Genomic DNA, 17,331 nt, shown 5'->3' on the forward strand with positions numbered 1-17,331 from the left:
TGTCATCGCCGGACATCATTGAGCGTCTGCGGCCGGGTGTGGGTCAAGGGTCCCTGTGAGCCGGGCACGAGGCCGAGATCCTGAAGCCAGAGCATGGCGAGCAGGGCCGCGATCAAGCTGCCCACACCCATGAGAAGGGTGAGGTGGCGCCGCCGAACGATGATGAGGATCACCACGACGAGAAGGGCGAGCGAGAGCGCGAGCGTCAGCATGGGCGTCCTTCTACGACGATCCGAACCCCGGCGTCTCATGGCGTGATGCGACCGTGAAAGCCGCAATCCACCGCGCCCCTCATCAATCCAGACCCGGTCGACGACGCGCAGAGACGCGAAGGGCCGCAACAGATCGCGGCCGACATCTGCATTTTCTCCCTGTCATCGAAACTTCATGGAACCTCTCCACTGAGCAGCATTTGTAAGCTCGGCGTTATCTTGGTCCACGGGCAGCCGCAGCCGCGCGACCGGTGGCAACAAGGCCCAGGACCGTATGGCCCGACTCCGGGCACAGTCGCGGGCCGCGGCCCTTCCTTCGAGGTTCGGATGTCAGACGCGCTCAGCCTGCCGGACCGGGGTTCGACAGCCACCGAGGCCCGCCCGTCCGGGGGCCCCGATCTCGACGGGCGGATGCATCCGGGCGGAACCATCCTCTTCCTGCTCGTGCTGGTGGGCGGGATCGGCTACGCGCTCTTCAACCTGATCATGGACATGCAGGCCGCCGGGCAGCCGCCGCTGGCAATCGGCGCCTTCGCGCTGCTAGGCCTCGCGCTGCTCATCGCCCTCGGCTTCGAGTTCGTGAACGGCTTCCATGACACGGCCAATGCCGTCGCGACGGTGATCTACACCCACAGCCTGCCTCCGGCCGTCGCGGTGGTCTATTCCGGCGTCCTCAACTTTCTCGGCGTCCTCGTCTCGACCGGTGCCGTCGCCTATAGCGTCGTCACCTTGCTGCCCGTGGAACTGGTGCTGAAGTCCGGCTCGTCCGCCGGCTACGCGATGATCTTCGCGCTGCTCATCGCCGCGATCGTATGGAACCTGGGGACATGGGCGCTCGGCCTGCCGAACTCGTCCTCGCACGCGCTGATCGGATCGGTCCTCGGCGTGGGTCTCGCCAACCAGCTCATGGCCTCCGAAGGTTCGGACACGTCCGGCGTGCAGTGGGATCAGGCCTGGAGCGTGCTGCGCGCGCTGCTGTTCAGTCCCCTCGTCGGCTTCGTTATGGCGGCCCTGCTGCTGCTGACGATGCGGTTCATGATCCGGAACCGCACTCTCTACCGGGAGCCGGAGGGCGACACGCCGCCCCCGCTCTGGATCCGCGCCCTACTGATCCTTACCTGCGGCGGCGTCTCGTTCGCCCATGGCGGCAATGACGGGCAGAAGGGCATGGGCCTGATCATGCTGATCCTGATCGGCGCCGCGCCCACCGCCTACGCACTCAACCGCACCATGGCGGAATCGGCGACGCCGCATTTCGTGCAGGTCTCCGAACGCGCCCGGACGGTGTTCCAGAACCGGGCGGACCAGACTCCAATGCCGAGCCCGGCCGAGGGGCGCGCGCAGATCACCGCGGCGCTGGGAAAGAAGGATCTCGACCGGGCGGAGACCTATGCAGCCCTCGCCGCCCTCTCGGACGACATCGCCACGAAGGTGAAGGAGTACGGCGCGATCCGCCACGTTCCGGCGGCGGCGACGCCAAACCTGCGCAACGACATGTACCTCGCCTCGGACGCCATCCACAGCCTGAAGAAGCACGAGGGGCTCTTCGTCGGCGAGGAGGCCGAGACGCTGAAGGCCTACGAGGCGAGTCTGAACGACGGCACCCGCTACATTCCGACCTGGGTGAAGGCGTCGGTCGCCCTCGCGCTCGGCCTCGGCACGATGGTGGGCTGGAAGCGCATCGTCGTCACAGTCGGCAGCCGCATCGGCAAGAAGCACCTGACCTACGCGCAAGGCGCGTCCGCCGAGATCACGGCCGCGGGCACGATCGGCCTCGCGGAGGCCTACGGCCTTCCGGTCTCGACCACCCACATCCTGTCGAGCGGCGTCGCCGGCACCATGGCGGCCAACGGCTCGGGCCTGCAATGGACCACCGTGCGCAACCTCGCCGCCGCGTGGCTGCTGACCCTGCCGGCGGCGATCACCCTGGCCGGGCTGCTCTATGCCGGCCTGCGGTTCGTGTTCTGACGCGAAGCGAGGGTCAGACGCCTGCGTACATCCGGCCGGGGTTGAAGATGCCGGCGGGATCGTGCGCGGCTTTGATGCCGGCGCTGATGCGCATCAACGGCTCGGGCAGCGGCTCGAAGACGGGGACGGCCGCGCGCAGGGTCTCGGGCGCGCGCACCAGCGTCGCGTGCCCGCTGCCGGTGGCCTTCACCGCGGCGCGGATCACCGCGGCGCCGGCATCGTCGGAAGCATCGGTGGCGAGCCAGATCAGGCCGCCGCCCCAATCGTAGAACCAGCGCGCGTCGCGCTCGGCAGCGATCGCCGCGGTGACGGCCGGCCCGCGGGTCGGAGCGGTGGAGATGCGCCAGATTGCGGCCTCGCGCGGCCCGGCGAGCGGGATCACGTCGCGCACGGCGCGCCAGAGTGCGGCGCTCTCCTCGCCTTCGACGACTTGTGGCTCACCGTAGCGGCGCAGCAGGCGGCGCAACTCGCCAAGGCGATAGCCGACCGACTTGGCAAAACCTTCGACGCGCATCAGCGTGCGCGGCGCCGGGCCGCCGACACCGGCGGGGAGGTGGGCGGCGCCGGTCAGCTCGAACGGTGAGCCGAGGGCGGTGGCGAGCGCCTCGACTGCGGCGGCGTCGGCAAGGCCCGACAGCACAAGGGTCGCGACCTGCTCCTGCACCGGCAGCACCTTGAAGGTGACCTCGGTCAGCAGGCCGAGCGTGCCCCAGGAGCCGGCCATCAGCTTCACGAGATCGAGGCCGGTGACGTTCTTCATCACCCGCCCGCCGGATTTGATCGGCTGGCCGCGTCCGTTGACGAAGCGCACGCCGATCAGGCTGTCGCGGGCCGCGCCCGCATTGATGCGGCGGGGGCCGGAATTGTTGGCCGCCGCCACCGCGCCGAAGGTGGGCTCGCCGGTGGAGCCGAAGAGCGCGCGGTGATCCATCGGCTCGAAGGGCAGCATCTGCCCACGCCCGGCCAGCAGCGCCTCGACCTCGGCGAGCGGCGTGCCGGCACGGGCGGCGACCACCATCTCGGCCGGCTCGTAGAGGGTGATGCCGGTAAGACCCGTCGCGGCGAGCGTCGCCTCGTCCTGCGGTGGGCGGCCGAACGCCGCCTTAGTGCCCCCGCCGACGAGCCGCAACGGTTCCGACCGGCCGGCGGCCTGCGCCACGATGGCCGCCGCCTCCTGCTCGCTCGCCGGCGCGTATGAGGTCATCGTTTCCGTCCCGTGGGATTCTTTTGGAGCGTTCAGACGCGACCGGACTCAAACCCCGTTTGGACCGAAGTGGCAAGCCGGCTCTACCGCGCGGCGGCCGGCAGCCGCTTCGGGAAGCGCTGGCGCACGGCGCTGCGCAGGCCGGCGATGTCGAGGAACCAGACAAGGCCCCCGTAGACGAGCATTCCGGCCGCGATGCAGGCGGGCAGGGCGAGCGCCGGCTCCAGGCCGCGGAACGGCAGCACCGCCAGCACCATGGCGAAGCAGGCGGCGGCCGTGAGGGCGAGGTCGCGGCCCGGCAGGCGCAGGCGCTCCCCCCCCGTCAGCGCCCGCAGGCCGAGGATGGCGACTGCCGCCACGAGACCCAGGGTCTGCGCGACGGCGACGCCCTGCGGCCCCATCATCCGCGGCAGCAGGACGAGGCCGAGGGCATTGACGGCCAGCCCGATGAGGGCGGCGGCGACCACCGGGCTCGTCCGGCGTCGGATCTGGAAGATGGGATTGAGGGCGAAGTTCATGATCGAGAGGCAGAACAGGCCCGGGATCAGAAGGTCGGTATAGTCCGCGAACGGCCCGCGGAACTCCTCCGGCACGATCAGCGCCTGGAGGGCGGGCGTGACGGCCCAGTAGCCAGCGGCGCAGGGCAGGAGCAGTGCCACCACGATGGCGATGTTGCGCGCGACCTGGGTCTCGGCGGCCTCGCGGCCATGATGCTCCTCGGCCTGCACGGCGATCTGGAACAGCAGCAGGTCGAGCGCCGCGCCGAGTGTCGAGAAGGCCCGCGAGCCGAGATCGGCCGCGAGTGCGAAATAGCCGGCCTCTGCAAAGCCCGCGGTGCTGGCAATGGCGGCGCGGTTGAGGAAGGGCATGATCTGATAGACGGCGTTGGCCGCGATCAAGGGCAAACCGTAGGCCGCGAACAGGCGCAGGGTTTTTCGCAACTGGCCGTGGGCCGAGGCGGGCGCGTGCCCGAGAGCCTCATCCCCGAGAACCTTGCGCATCGGCAGCACCGCCAGGAACTGGCTCAAGCCCCCCGCGATCAGCACCCAGACCGGCTGCGGAAACAGCCACGCGGTGCCGGCCATCAGCACGAAGGCCAGAACGTTCTTCCACACCACGAGCCGGAGATAGGCGCTGCCGATGAAGCGGGCGCGGGCAAGCGCCGCGTGATAGTCGAACAGCCCGATGCCGATGGCTGCGACCATGGTGCTGGCGGTCATGACGAGCCGGCCCTCGGGGGTCGGATTGACGGCGATCCCGAGACCGGCACAGAGGGCGGCGGCGGCAAACAGCGCCAGCGCGATGACCATGTAGGCCCGGTCCAGCCCCCGGCGGATCCATGGCTCGGCCTCGCGCACCCGCGCCGAGTAGAACCGCGTCGCCGAGAGCCGCAGCCACTCGAACAGGATGGTGTTGAGCACGACCGCACCGGCCGTCGCCAGGGCGAACCGACCGAAATCGGCCGGACCCAGCATGCGGGCGATGGCGATGCCGAGGATGAAGTTCAGCCCGGCATTGAGGACGAAGGCGGCGATGACGGCCATAGGATGGGGTGCGCTGCTCGCTCGGCCTTGAGGCCGGACGGGGGAGCCTCGCAGCTAGCCGCCAACAAAGCCTGAATTGTGGGGCGCCCTCCGCCCGAAAGCGGATGGTCCGGCGCCGTTGGAGCACCCTCCGATGAGATGGTTGCCGGTTCGTCGGAGGGTACTTTAGAGCCAGCCCTTGGCCTTGAAGTAGAGCAGCGGCACGATCGCCGAGATCACGATCAGCACCAGACCGTAGGGGTAGCCGTAGGCCCAATCGAGTTCGGGCATGTGCTTGAAGTTCATGCCGTACACCGAGGCCACCAGGGTCGGCGGAACGCCGACCACGGACACGACCGTGAGAACCCGGAAGGCGTTGTTCTGCTCGATGTTGATGAGCCCAAGCGTCGCGTCGAGCAGGAACTGGACGGTCTCGGAGAGCCGCGTCTCGAACTCGTCCAGCGAGGCGATGTCCTGCGCCAACGTGTCGAAGCGCGGCGCGTCGCCCTCCGCGAGGGTCTGCCCGCACTCGCCCTTGGCGAAGGCGGTGATGCGTGCGAGCCCGAGCAGGCTGGCACGGACCTTCGACAGGGACTTGCCGTGGCGCCCTACCGAACGGAGCAGGCGGCGCAGGGCGAGGTCGCGCCGCTTCGGCGCGGTGGCGTCACCCTTGCGGGCGCCGGGCCGGGCACTGGAATCGAAGTCGAAGATTCGGGTGGAGAGCGTATCGAGGTCGCCCGACATCTCCTCCAGCAGGTCGGCGAGGTTGTCGACCAGTTCCTCGACCACGAGCAGGAACATGCGGGTGCTGGTGCTACCGTCGCCGTCGCGCTCGTCCACACGCTTCCGGACCGCCGCGATGGCGCGCATGTCATGGAAGCGCACGGTGACGAGGTGGTCCGCGTTGAGCAGGAAGCCTAGCGGCTTCAGGCTGAAATCCGAGCGGTCGAAGGTCACCATCGGCGTCGATAGGGAGAGGCCGTCGCGGTTGCGGCGCAGGCGGCTCGACGACTCGACCTCGCTCAGTGCCGCGCGCGAGGGCACCCGGATGCCCGTCTTGCGCTCGACCTGCGCGGCCTCCTCGGCCGTCGGATCGTTCAGGTCGATCCACACCGCGTGATCGGGCAGGCTTGCGCCGCCCCCCGCGCCGCCGTGCTCGACCGCGCCGTTTGCCCCTTGAAGGCTCATCATGGGGAAGGATCGTCCGTGTCGTCCGGAGTGGACGGGAAATTCGTGCGAGAACGCCGCAGCGGGAAAGACGCTGCGCCTTGACTCAAAAACGCCACGCGCCTATCTCGCCAGCGTCGTTAGCACTCACTTGCTTGGAGTGCTAACAATCAGGTGGATCGCGGTCGTCCCGGCCGCATGAAGACCAACCGCCATTCCGAAGCAAGAGGGCAGCTCATGAAGTTCCGTCCGCTGCACGACCGCGTCGTCGTCCGTCGCATCGAAAGCGAAGAGAAGACGAAAGGCGGCATCATCATCCCGGATACCGCCAAGGAGAAGCCGCAAGAGGGCGAGATCGTCGCCGTCGGCCCCGGCGCTCGCGACGAGCAGGGCCGCATCAACGCCCTCGACGTGAAGGTCGGTGACCGCGTGCTGTTCGGCAAGTGGTCCGGCACCGAGGTCAAGATCGACGGCCAGGATCTCCTCATCATGAAGGAATCCGACATCATGGGCGTCGTCGCCCTCTAAGGCGCGCATCCTTCCACCGCCCTTGGAGGCCGCCAGGGTACCGCCCTCGGCCGGCTTCGGGGCCCCTTCCATCATTCGAGGTAAACTCACATGGCAGCGAAAGACGTACGTTTCTCCGCCGATGCTCGCGACAAGATGCTGCGCGGCGTCGACATCCTCGCGGATGCCGTCAAGGTGACGCTCGGCCCCAAGGGCCGCAACGTCGTGATCGAGAAGAGCTTCGGCGCGCCGCGCATCACCAAGGACGGCGTCACCGTCGCCAAGGAGATCGAGCTCGCCGACCGCTTCGAGAACATGGGCGCACAGATGGTGCGCGAAGTGGCCTCGAAGACCAACGACATCGCTGGTGACGGCACCACCACCGCGACCGTGCTGGCCCAGGCCATCGTCCGCGAAGGCGCCAAGTACGTCGCCGCCGGCATCAACCCGATGGACCTGAAGCGCGGCATCGACCTCGCCACGGCCGCCGCGGTGAAGGACATCACCGCCCGCGCCAAGAAGGTCGCCTCTTCTGAGGAGGTCGCCCAGGTCGGCACGATCTCCGCCAACGGCGACAAGGAGATCGGCGAGATGATCGCCCACGCCATGCAGAAGGTGGGCAACGAGGGCGTCATCACCGTCGAGGAGGCCAAGACCGCCGAGACCGAACTCGACGTCGTCGAGGGCATGCAGTTCGATCGCGGCTACCTCTCGCCGTACTTCGTGACCAACGCCGAGAAGATGGTCGCCGAGCTCGAGGATCCCTACATCCTCATCCACGAGAAGAAGCTCTCGTCGCTGCAGCCGATGCTGCCGGTGCTCGAGGCCGTGGTGCAGACCGGCAAGCCGCTCGTCATCATCGCCGAGGACATCGAGGGTGAGGCGCTCGCCACGCTCGTCGTGAACAAGCTGCGCGGCGGCCTGAAGGTCGCGGCCGTGAAGGCTCCGGGCTTCGGTGATCGCCGCAAGGCGATGCTCGAGGACATCGCGATCCTCACCAAGGGCCAGACGATCTCCGAGGATCTCGGCATCAAGCTCGAGAACGTCGCCCTGCCGATGCTCGGCCGCGCCAAGCGCGTCCGCATCGAGAAGGAGACCACCACGATCATCGACGGTCTCGGCGAGAAGGCCGACATCGAGGCCCGCGTCGGCCAGATCAAGGCGCAGATCGAGGAGACCACCTCGGACTACGACCGTGAGAAGCTCCAGGAGCGTCTGGCCAAGCTCGCGGGCGGCGTCGCGGTGATCCGCGTCGGCGGCGCGACCGAGGTCGAGGTCAAGGAGAAGAAGGACCGCGTGGACGACGCGCTCAACGCCACCCGCGCTGCGGTGGAAGAGGGCATCGTCCCGGGCGGCGGCGTCGCGCTGCTGCTCGCCAAGAAGGCGGTCGCCCAGCTGAAGTCCGAGATCCCGGACGTCCAGGCCGGCATCAAGATCGTCCTCAAGGCGCTCGAGGCCCCGATCCGTCAGATCGCCAGCAACGCGGGCGTCGAGGGCTCGATCGTCGTCGGCAAGATCACCGACAACGGCGGCGAGACCTTCGGCTTCAACGCCCAGACCGAAGAGTACGTCGACATGATCCAGGCCGGCATCGTCGACCCGGCCAAGGTCGTGCGCACCGCCCTTCAGGACGCGGCCTCGGTCGCCGGCCTGCTGGTGACCACGGAAGCCATGGTCGCCGACGCGCCGAAGAAGGACAGCGGCGCCCCGGCGATGCCGGGCGGCGGCGGCATGGGCGGCATGGACTTCTAAGTCCACGCACCCAGACGCAGAACGGGGGAGGGGTCGCCGAAAGGCGGCCCCTTCTTCGTTGGTGGAGCGCGCGGACTGCCCATGACGCGGTGCCGGTGCACGGCGCTTACCCGTGAAAAGCGGGTACGGTTTATCCTATGCAATGGCCGGAGGCGCCCAGCCTCGGGCAGCGTCGGAGCGTTGTCGGCCTGACGTCTGCGAGTACCGTGACGGACCGTATACCCGCCCCATTGCCCTCTTACATCCGCTCCCGTGAGGCGATGCTGAATCTGATGCAATCGCTGACCGAGGGAATACGGATCGATAGCCTGATGGCCGATCAGCTTTCTCAGATCTCCGAGCGCGCCCGGCTCTGCGGCGAGGCGGAGATGGCCGATGGGCTGCTCGACGTCACGCGGCAGCACCGGGTTGCGGTGCTGGAAGGGCAGGGTCGGCTCGCCGCCCTCAAGGCCCGTTACGCGGTGCTGTTTCCGGAAGCTTAGGCCGCCGCTTTGCGCGGATCGATCCCTTCGGGATCGCGGATTTGGACCTCGCTCAAGTGCCGCGTGGGCGTGCTGATCCGGTCCCCGCTTGGATCGAGCGGCAACCGTATCAGCCCTTCTTCTTCTTGCCCTTTCGGTCCTTCTCCTTGTCCTTCTTCTCCCGCACTTCCTTCGTGGGCGGTGCGTCGTGATCCTTGCCGTCCCACACCGCGGAGAAGGGGCGGCTGGCAAGGGCACGCTCCGGCGGCGCCTCGGCGGCACGCAGCTTTGCCGGGCTGTCCTCGATGCGGGTCTCGCCCTTGCGGAACGGCGCATCGCCGGCAGCCAGGGCGGTGAGGCGATGGCGATGCCAGCCCGGCGTCGCGGTCTTCAGCGAGGGATGGTGCGGGTCGAGGCGGGTCACCAAGCCCTTTACCTCGGCCTCGGACATCCCGTCGGCGATCAGGGCGAAGCTCTCGCTTCCCAGCACTTCGCGGATCAGGCGCAGCGACGCCACGCGCAGGGACCGGGCCTTGAGCTGCTTTACGACCAGGGCACGGGCGGCTTTGGGAATCTCGGTGCGGATGTCGGGAAACGCTTCCGGCGCGGAGGCCATCGCCTGCAAGACGGCATAGCCATCGACATCAAGGGCCATGGAGAAGTTCCTTCACTTCCGCGACCAGCGGGATCAGCACGTTGGGAACATGGGCGCCATACTTGGCCGAGAAGGTCGGGGGCGCCCCGTCGGCCGGCACCAGCGCGTCGGCGAGTGCCGCCGCCTGAGGAATGCGGGTTTCGAGCAGACGGAAGCCGGCATCCTCGGCCCCCGCCTCTGCCTGGAGCCGCGCCAGGGTTCGCTGATGCTGGCGCACCTGGGCCTGGAAGCGGGTGACCAGAACGTAGGGCGCACTCTTCGGTGCGATATGGCTCGCCTGCCGGCTGGAGCGCCGCCAGATCGTCTCGACGAAGGCGTTGAGCCCGTAGGTCGAGAGAAAGTCCGGGATCGAGGTGACGAGGACGAGGTCGGCGGCGCGCACCGCCACCTCGGTCATCGGCGAGATACCCGGCGCGCAATCGAAGAAGACGTAATCGTAATGCCTCGCCAAGGGCACGAAGTCGTCGTGAAAGACCTTCCACAGCTTCTCGTCGATGGCGTGCATCGAGAATTTCCGCTCGGTCAGCTCGTAGAGGATCTCCCGCTCCACCAGCCGCAGATGCGGGCCCGACGGCAGCAGCGAGAGCGAGAGCGGTGCGTTCTTGTGGGTGGTCAGGCTCACGCCGGGTTGGATACGGGCGGAGAGGTCGGGCTTGTGGCGGGTGATCAGCTTGAGGGCGAGATAGGCCTCGAGCGTGCGCCCGCGAACGATCATCTCGCCGAGCAGCGTATCGCCCGCGAGGCAGACCGACACGCTCGCCTGCGGGTCGAGATCGACCACGAGCACCCGGGCCCCGTCGGCGGCCAGCGCCTCGGCGAGCATGACCACGGTGGTGGTCTTGCCGACCCCGCCCTTCATGTTCGCCACCGCGATCAGCTTGCCGCCCACCGACATCCTCCTGAACGACCCTCGCGCCCGGTCACGCTCCGCCGAGCGGACCGCATCACGCCATCCTAGCGCATCGCCTTCCGCCGAAGGCCGACGACACCTTTCGGTAGAATGCTTAATCTCGTCCCATCGCCCGCCGCGCCGAGCGGCATGTGAGGACAATCCGCGACCGCCGTGTCGCAGATACGCCTTCGTGATCGCCGGTACGGGCGGAACACGGCGCCGATAATCCTACTTTGCGAAGCGCCAACGACATCCGCCGTCCGGCGGGTTGCCCATCCTATCTGAGGTTCTTCACTGTGATCTTTCCGACCACCACGGCTTTCTACGCCGCGATTCTGGGCCTGATCTATGCCGGATTGTCCGGATGGGTGATCGGCGGCCGGCTCTCCGGCAACGTCCTGTTCGGCGATGGCGGGCAGGACGCGCTCCAGCGGCGCGTCCGCTCGCATGGCAACTTCCAGGAATACGTGCCGCTGACCCTGCTGCTGATCGCGCTCTACGAGGCGGCTGGCGGCTCCCATGGCTGGGTGCAGGGCCTGCTGATCGTGCTGGTGATCGCGCGCATCCTGCATCCGATCGGCATGTTCGCTCCCACGAACTCACCGCGCCAGTTCGCTTGCCGGGGCGGCGGCATTATCGCGACCCTGGCGATCATGACGATCGCGTCGATCCTGCTGCTGCTGCGGGTGAGCTGAGCGGCGGGTTCTCCGCCCCGGAGCATCGTTCAAGATATCGGATCCGGGACGATGCTCCGGCCTTTTGTTCTCGCATCATCTTCTTCCGAAAGCCGGCAACCGGCTCTCGGGATGATGCTCTAGGGCGCGGCGGCGATCCGCGGTGCCGTCGGCTCGGCGAGCGCCGCGGTTCCGTTGCGTTCGAGGGTCGCGACGGCAAGCGGCTGCCCGCGCCCGCGCAGGGCGTGGGTGCCGAGCGGCCGCACGACGACGCCCTCGGGCAGCCGCGGCAGCCGCTTCAGCAGATCCTCCGAGATCAGCGTATCAACGCCGAGCGGGCGGCACAGAGCCTCGACGCGGGCGACGACGTTCACCGCGTCGCCGAAATAGGCGATCTTGTGTCGGTCCACCCCGACTTCGGCCGTCACCACCGGGCCGCCGTGCAGGCCCGCCCGCAGGCGCGGCACGGTACCGAAGCGGGCCTCCCAGCCCTCCGCCTCCGCCTCGATGCGCTCGCGCACCGCGAATAGGCATTCGACGCAGCGCGCATCCTTCAGCCCGCGCTCCATCGGCCAAGTGATCATGGCCAGATCGCCGATATAGTCGTCGGTCGAGCCGTAGAAGCGCCGCACCGGCTCGGCCAGCGTCGCGAAGACGGCGCTGAGATATTCCTGCGCGCGCAGGTCGCCGTGCGTCTCGGCGAAGGCGGTGGAGCCGACCACGTCGAGGAACAGGAAGATGCGCTCCTCCTCCACCGGGCGATGGTAACGCCCGACGAGGAAGTTGATGAACACCTCGCCGCCGATCAGGTCGCGCATGCGGATCACGAAGACGAGGAGCGCCGAGACGGCGAGCGCGTAGGCCAGCACTCGCGGCGTGGTGCGCACCGCCTCTTCCAGGCTGTCGCCGGTCAGGCCGAGCAGCCAGACAACGAAGCCGCCGAGCGCGTTGCCGACGACGATCATCGCCACGTAGGAGAGTTCCGCCGCGACGACGTAGAGCCCGGCGGGCAGGCGCCGGATGCGCGACTGGACGCCCGCCAGGAGCACGCCCCGGTCGAAGGCCAGCGCCGAAACGCCAACACACAGGCCGTAAGTAAAGCCCGCCGCCGGGCTCGCGCCCCCGGCGAAGATGACGTTGTAGAGCAGCCCGGCGCCGCCCGCGGCGAGCAGGATGAGAAGCCAGAACCAGCGATGGTGCGGCAGCATCAGATCGGGCTCCGGCGGCCGGCGGAGGAAGATGCGCCCGGCCCGTTCGCAGAGGCCACAGGGCCATGCGGGCAACGGTCGGGCAGGCGGGTCGACACGGGGGCTCCTTCCGTCGGCCATCAGGAAGCGCGGGCGGAGCCCGCGATCCTCTCCAGACTGTCGGAGGGTCATGCCTTCAACGTGGCGCGAATGTGGCGCCCGGCCGCACGGCCGGCTCAGGCCGCGCCCGAATTTTTGTCAGCCGCCGCTCGACTGGAGAGATTAACCGACCCCATCAGGCAAATCGGGCAGCGCCTACTCGCCGACCCCGAACAGTTTCTCGAGGAAGTTGCGATCGTCCCGGCTCGGACCACGCTCCCGAGAGACCGAGCGCGGGGGGAGGGCGGAAGCGGTCTGCTCCGGCTCGCCAAGCAGTGCGCCGATCAGGCCGCCAGGGCCGGAATCCCGCTCAGGCTGCGACTCGGGCCGGGGCGCCCGCCAGCGGTTCATGCCTGGCAGGCCTACCGGCTTCTCGCCCTTGAGCGCCGTCGTCATGTAGGCTTTCCAGATCTCCACCGGCAGGCTGCCGCCCGAGGCGCGCTTGGTCGGCTCGCCGTCGTCGTTGCCGAGCCAGACCCCCGTCACCAGCGTGGCGGAGTAGCCAACGAACCACGCGTCGCGGAACTCCTGGCTGGTGCCGGTCTTGCCCGCCAGCTCCCAACCGGGAATCTCGGCCTTTTTCGCCGTGCCCATGGTGAAGACGTCGTGCATCATGGCGTTCATCATGCCGACGGCGTTGGGGTCGATGACCCGGCCGAGCCCGCCCTCGCCGCGCTTGTAGAGAACCTTGCCGGTGGCGCTCTTGATGCTGGCGATGACGTAGGGAATCACGCCGGTCCCGCCATTGGCGAAGGCGCAGTAGGCGCCCACCAGTTCGAGCGGCGTCACCTCCGATGTGCCGAGGGCGATCGAGCCGTTGGCCTGGAGCGACGAGGAGATGCCGAGCCGCTGGGCGGTCTGCACGACCGCCTTCGGGCCGACCTCCTGGCCGAGCTTCACCGCCACCGTATTAAGCGAGAGCGCCAGCGCCTCACGCAGGGAGACCGGGCCGCGATAGTTGTGCGAGTAGTTCTCCGGCGCCCAGTTGCCGATTCGCACGGGCGCGTCCTCGCGCATCGTGTCGGGGGTCAGGCCGCGCTCGACCGCCGCGAGGTACACGAAGGGCTTGAAGGCCGAGCCCGGCTGGCGCTTGGCGGTGGTGGCGCGGTTGAACTGGCTCTGGGCGTAGTCGCGCCCGCCGACGAGGGCGCGGATCGCCCCGTCCGGCCGCATCGAGACGAGCGCGCCCTGGGCGACGTTGTAGCGGGCGCCCTTGGCATTGAGCTCGTCGGTGAGCGCCTTCTCGCCCGCCGTCTGCATGCTCGCATCGACGGTGGTGGCGACGACGATGTCCTCGTCGAACTTCGGCAGGAAGTCGTCGAGCACGTCCATCACGAGGTCGGCGACGTAGTTCGGCGAGCCGCCGCCGCGGGTCGAGGCGGGCCGGGCGGGTTGCGCCAGCGCGACTTTCGCGTCGGCGCTCTTGGCGAAGCCCAGCTCCTCCATCGCCGCAAGCACCTGAGCCGCGCGGGCCTGCGCCGCCTTCAGGTTGCGGTTCGGCGCAAGTCGCGACGGCGCCTGCACGAGGCCGCCGAGCATGGCGGCCTCCGCCAGGGTCACGTTCTTGGCGGGCTTGCCGAAATAACGCTGCGCCGCCGCCTCGACGCCGTAGGCGCCGGCACCGAAATAGACCCGGTTGAGGTAGAGTTCGAGGATCTCGTCCTTCGAGTACTTGTGCTCCAGCCACAGCGCCAGGATCGCCTCCTGGATCTTTCGCGAGGCGGAGCGCTCGGGCGTCAGGAACAGGTTCTTGGCGAGCTGCTGGGTCAGCGTCGAGCCGCCCTGCGCCACCCCGCGCCGGGTCAGGTTCTGGGTGATCGCGCGGGCGATGCCGACGGGATCGATGCCGAAATGGTCGTAGAACCGCCGGTCCTCGATCGCGACGAAGGCGCGGGGCAGGTAGGGCGGCAATTCCTTGATCGAGACGACGCGTCCGCCGGTCTCGCCGCGGTTGGCGAGCAGGCTGCCGTCACTGGCCAGGATCGCGATGTTGGGTGGGCGCTTCGGAACGGCGAGCTGGTCGATCGGCGGCAATTGCGAGGCGTGGTAGGCGATGAGGCCAGCGAGCCCGATCGCCACCCAGATGCCGAGGACGACCCCGGCATAGACCAGACGGCCGAGCCAGGAGCGCCGCCGCGGCGGACGCTTTCCACCGCCTCCACCGGACGCCTTGCGCGCACGCGCCTTCGACGCCGAGGCGGGGCGGCTGGCCGAAGCCCGCTGGCCGCCCGCGGACCGGTCGCTGCGCGACAGGCGCACGTCGAGGCGGCCGGGCTCGCTCCCCTCCGGAATGTCGAAGGTGGGTTCGCTGCGTGGTTTGCGTCCGCGAGACTGCGCCATGCGTTCCATGCGTCAGGGGCTGCCGATCCCCGAAAGGATCTTGCCTCCCGCGACCGTGCTCCCCTGCTCGGGATCCGCGCGTCGGTATTCCGCCGGATCGATCCCCCTCGGACGCGCCGGCTGGCCCTGCGGCACGGCGGGTCGCCCCCTTGCGTCAGAGACAGTAATTGCGGCGGGTTTAAGGGTTGTTAAACCAGCCGCAGCACGCCCGGCCGGCCTTCACCGGATCTTCACGCTTGATCGTGTCGCGCACGATTGAAGGGTCGGCTAAGGGGTAGCGTATGGACGTGGCAACCTTTATCGACGGTCTTGCCCTCGCCGCGCAGGCATGAGGGCCTGCACAAGGGACTGACCGGACCGGGGCTCATTCGTCCGAGGGCCGGATCGCCTTTCCTTCTCCGACGTCGGCCGGTCCGTCGCGGCAAGAGGCTCGAGGGTTGATGGCGCGCTCCGTTTTCGTCCTTCTCCACCGCTGGGCCGGTCTGGCGATCGCGGCATTTCTGCTCGTGGCGGGGCTCACCGGCGCGGTGATCTCCTGGGACCACGAACTCGACGATTGGCTGAACCCGCATCTGCACGCGGTCGAGAGCCGTGGTGCGGCGATCCCCGCCCTCGACCTGGCACGGCAGTTCGAGGCGCGCGATCCCCGCGCCCGCGTCGCCTATCTTCCGCTGGCGGCCGAGCCCGGCGAGTCGCTGTCGCTGTTCGTGATGCCGCGGGTCGATGCGGCGACCGGCACGCTGCACAAGCTCGGCTACAATCAGGTCTTTCTCGACCCCGTGACGGGGACCGAACTCGGCCGGCGGGAATGGGGTCAGGTCTGGCCGATCACCCGCGAAACGCTGATCTCGTTCCTGTACAAGCTGCACTATTCCCTGCACCTGCCGGAGATGTGGGGCGAGGAGCGCTGGGGCATCTGGCTGCTCGGGATCGTCGCCATCGTCTGGACGCTCGATTCCTTCGTCGGCTTCTACCTGACGCTTCCAGCGCGCAAACCCGCCAACCCGGAGCGTCCGGCGGCAGTCGAGCGGCAGCTCGGCCGGGGCTGGTGGTCGCGTTGGAAGCCGGCCTGGAAGGTGAAAACTTCCGGCAGCCCCTACCGCATCACCTTCGACCTGCACCGGGCCTTCAGCCTCTGGACCTTCGCGCTGCTGTTCGTGCTTGCCTTCACAGCGTTCTCGCTCAATCTCTACCGCGAGGTGTTCCTACCGCTGATGTCGAGCGTCTCGCAGGTTACGCCGGAGCCGTCGAACACCCGCCCCTTCGTTTCGCCGCTCAAGCCGATCGAGCCGGGGGTGGATTACGCTCGCATCCTGGAGGCGGCGCAGGCAGAGGGACAACGCCGCGGCTGGAAGGAGCCGGTCGGCGCGCTGGCCTACAGCACGATGCAGGGCTTCTACACCGCCCGCTTCTTCGAGCCCGGCGACGACCACGGCGCGGCGGGCGTCGGCCCGGCGGCGATCTATTTCGACGGGGGAGACGGCCGGGTGATCGGCGACCGCCAGCCCTGGGTCGGCACCGCCGCCGACATCTTCGTGCAGGCGCAGTTCCCGATCCATTCAGGCCGCATCCTCGGCCTGCCCGGCCGCATCCTGATCTCGCTCATGGGGCTCGTCGTGGCGATGCTGTCGGTCACCGGCGTGGTGATCTGGTGGCGCAAGCGGGCGGCGCGGCTGTCGGTTCGGCGCAAGGCCGTGGCGCTGCCCGTCCGGCCCATCAGTCGGGCGGTGCCGGCGGAGTAGGCTCAGCGCCCGGCCGCCCGCACACGGCGGCCGGCCCGGCGGGTCGGCGCCAGTGTCGCGAGGTCGTCGTGGTGAAGGAGCAGGACGCCGGTGGTGCCGGCGAGCTTGCGGGCGGCGGGCGTGAAGCCGGCATTCGAGACCACGGCGGCCATATCGCCGGACCAGTGCAGGGCGGCAGCGGCTACCTCTTGCACCGCGGCATTGCCGACCGGGCGATTGTAGCGCTTGCACTGCACGATCAGGCGCAGGCCCGCCTTCTCGGCGACGACGTCGCAGCCCTGGTCGCCGCTCGCCCCCGTGGGCCGGGCATCCCAGCCCGCCTCGCCCAGAAGTTCGGCGCAGTATCGCTCGTAGGCGATCCCGTCTTCCGGCGTCTCCATTTCGTCGGGCAGTTCGTGCGCGCAGGCCACCCGCTCGACGATCTCCACCATCTCATCGAATCGCGGCTCGGCGTCATCGGAGAAGCCGCGCTCCTCGACGAGCGGAAGGACGGTGCGCTCGACGAAATACTCGCGCTCGCGCAGCCAGCCATCCTCGATCGTGTTGCCGTAGGCGTCGAGGAAGCGCTCCTGCCGCCGCCGCAGGGCGAGCGTCGCGGCGTGGCGGCGGGCGATGCGGCGCACGAGCGAGCGGAAGCGGCGCGGCCGGTCGAGGCGATGGAGGAGGATCGCGAGGCAGACCGCACCCGTGGCGGCGAGAGCGGGTGCTCCATAGCGGATGGCGGCAGCGCCCCCGAGGACGACGCTCCAGAACAGGCGCGTGGCGATGGTCGACCGGCCGGACATCATGTCTCCCGCAAGAGACCGGGACGATGCCCGGACCTCACAGGAACTGTTCCCGCCGAGCGGTTGCCCGACTTCTAACGCCGGGTCCGCATCCCGCCCCCGG

15 protein-coding genes are annotated in these 17,331 nt (G+C 68.8%); 6 read left to right on the forward strand and 9 right to left on the reverse strand.

Features of this window, described 5'->3' with window-relative positions:
- Positions 1–2 precede the first annotated feature (2 nt).
- Entirely contained in the window at positions 3–212 is a 210-nt protein-coding gene (locus J2W78_RS04310) for a hypothetical protein (protein WP_253368311.1), read from the reverse strand.
- Positions 213–539: 327 nt separating this feature from the next.
- Between J2W78_RS04310 and J2W78_RS04315 the strand changes: the two genes are divergently transcribed.
- Entirely contained in the window at positions 540–2,180 is a 1,641-nt protein-coding gene (locus tag J2W78_RS04315; protein ID WP_253368313.1) for an inorganic phosphate transporter, read from the forward strand.
- Between the two features lie 13 nt (positions 2,181–2,193).
- Here the strand turns inward: J2W78_RS04315 and J2W78_RS04320 are convergent, their stop codons facing one another.
- From J2W78_RS04320 to J2W78_RS04330, 3 genes are all read right to left on the reverse strand, one after another.
- Positions 2,194–3,384: an FAD-binding protein gene (locus tag J2W78_RS04320; RefSeq protein ID WP_253368315.1), complete on the reverse strand. Its 1,191-nt coding sequence runs from the start codon at positions 3,382–3,384 to the stop codon at positions 2,194–2,196.
- A gap of 83 nt (positions 3,385–3,467) precedes the next feature.
- Complete coding sequence (locus tag J2W78_RS04325; RefSeq protein ID WP_253368317.1) at positions 3,468–4,928, reverse strand: lipopolysaccharide biosynthesis protein; 1,461 nt, start codon at positions 4,926–4,928, stop codon at positions 3,468–3,470.
- A 165-nt stretch (positions 4,929–5,093) separates the two neighbouring features.
- Complete coding sequence (locus tag J2W78_RS04330; protein ID WP_253368319.1) at positions 5,094–6,098, reverse strand: magnesium transporter CorA family protein; 1,005 nt, start codon at positions 6,096–6,098, stop codon at positions 5,094–5,096.
- A 213-nt stretch (positions 6,099–6,311) separates the two neighbouring features.
- Here J2W78_RS04330 and groES point away from each other — a divergent pair, with 213 nt between their 5' ends.
- From groES to J2W78_RS04345, 3 genes are all read left to right on the forward strand, one after another.
- Positions 6,312–6,602: a co-chaperone GroES gene (gene groES / locus J2W78_RS04335; protein ID WP_060772000.1), complete on the forward strand. Its 291-nt coding sequence runs from the start codon at positions 6,312–6,314 to the stop codon at positions 6,600–6,602.
- Positions 6,603–6,692: 90 nt separating this feature from the next.
- Positions 6,693–8,333 (forward strand): chaperonin GroEL, encoded by a 1,641-nt coding sequence (groL, locus tag J2W78_RS04340; RefSeq protein WP_253368321.1) that lies wholly within the window; start codon positions 6,693–6,695, stop codon positions 8,331–8,333.
- Between the two features lie 272 nt (positions 8,334–8,605).
- Positions 8,606–8,815: a hypothetical protein gene (locus tag J2W78_RS04345; protein WP_253368323.1), complete on the forward strand. Its 210-nt coding sequence runs from the start codon at positions 8,606–8,608 to the stop codon at positions 8,813–8,815.
- 109 nt (positions 8,816–8,924) lie between these two features.
- Here the strand turns inward: J2W78_RS04345 and J2W78_RS04350 are convergent, their stop codons facing one another.
- Both J2W78_RS04350 and J2W78_RS04355 read right to left on the reverse strand, forming a co-directional pair.
- On the reverse strand, positions 8,925–9,449 hold the full coding sequence (locus J2W78_RS04350) for a hypothetical protein (protein ID WP_253368325.1): 525 nt from the start codon (positions 9,447–9,449) through the stop codon (positions 8,925–8,927).
- Positions 9,439–10,344, reverse strand: coding sequence for a ParA family protein (locus tag J2W78_RS04355; protein WP_253368327.1), 906 nt, complete (start codon positions 10,342–10,344; stop codon positions 9,439–9,441). The genes J2W78_RS04350 and J2W78_RS04355 overlap by 11 nt, the downstream gene beginning before the upstream one ends.
- Before the next feature lie 293 nt (positions 10,345–10,637).
- On the opposite strand from J2W78_RS04355, the gene J2W78_RS04360 reads away from it, so the two are divergent.
- Positions 10,638–11,036, forward strand: coding sequence for an MAPEG family protein (locus tag J2W78_RS04360; protein ID WP_253368329.1), 399 nt, complete (start codon positions 10,638–10,640; stop codon positions 11,034–11,036).
- A 119-nt stretch (positions 11,037–11,155) separates the two neighbouring features.
- On the opposite strand, the gene J2W78_RS04365 is transcribed toward J2W78_RS04360, so the two are convergent.
- Positions 11,156–12,223 (reverse strand): adenylate/guanylate cyclase domain-containing protein, encoded by a 1,068-nt coding sequence (locus J2W78_RS04365; RefSeq protein WP_253368331.1) that lies wholly within the window; start codon positions 12,221–12,223, stop codon positions 11,156–11,158.
- A gap of 294 nt (positions 12,224–12,517) precedes the next feature.
- The gene (locus J2W78_RS04370) at positions 12,518–14,701 is read right to left on the reverse strand and encodes a transglycosylase domain-containing protein (protein WP_253368332.1); all 2,184 of its coding nucleotides are present in this window, start codon (positions 14,699–14,701) and stop codon (positions 12,518–12,520) included.
- A gap of 440 nt (positions 14,702–15,141) precedes the next feature.
- On the opposite strand from J2W78_RS04370, the gene J2W78_RS04375 reads away from it, so the two are divergent.
- The gene (locus J2W78_RS04375; protein ID WP_253368334.1) at positions 15,142–16,443 is read left to right on the forward strand and encodes a PepSY-associated TM helix domain-containing protein; all 1,302 of its coding nucleotides are present in this window, start codon (positions 15,142–15,144) and stop codon (positions 16,441–16,443) included.
- Between the two features lie 2 nt (positions 16,444–16,445).
- On the opposite strand, the gene J2W78_RS04380 is transcribed toward J2W78_RS04375, so the two are convergent.
- Complete coding sequence (locus J2W78_RS04380) at positions 16,446–17,228, reverse strand: restriction endonuclease (RefSeq protein WP_253373965.1); 783 nt, start codon at positions 17,226–17,228, stop codon at positions 16,446–16,448.
- Positions 17,229–17,331 lie beyond the last annotated feature (103 nt).

The sequence above is a fragment of the Methylorubrum extorquens genome (genome assembly GCF_024169925.1).
GTDB classification, from domain to species: domain Bacteria; phylum Pseudomonadota; class Alphaproteobacteria; order Rhizobiales; family Beijerinckiaceae; genus Methylobacterium; species Methylobacterium extorquens_A.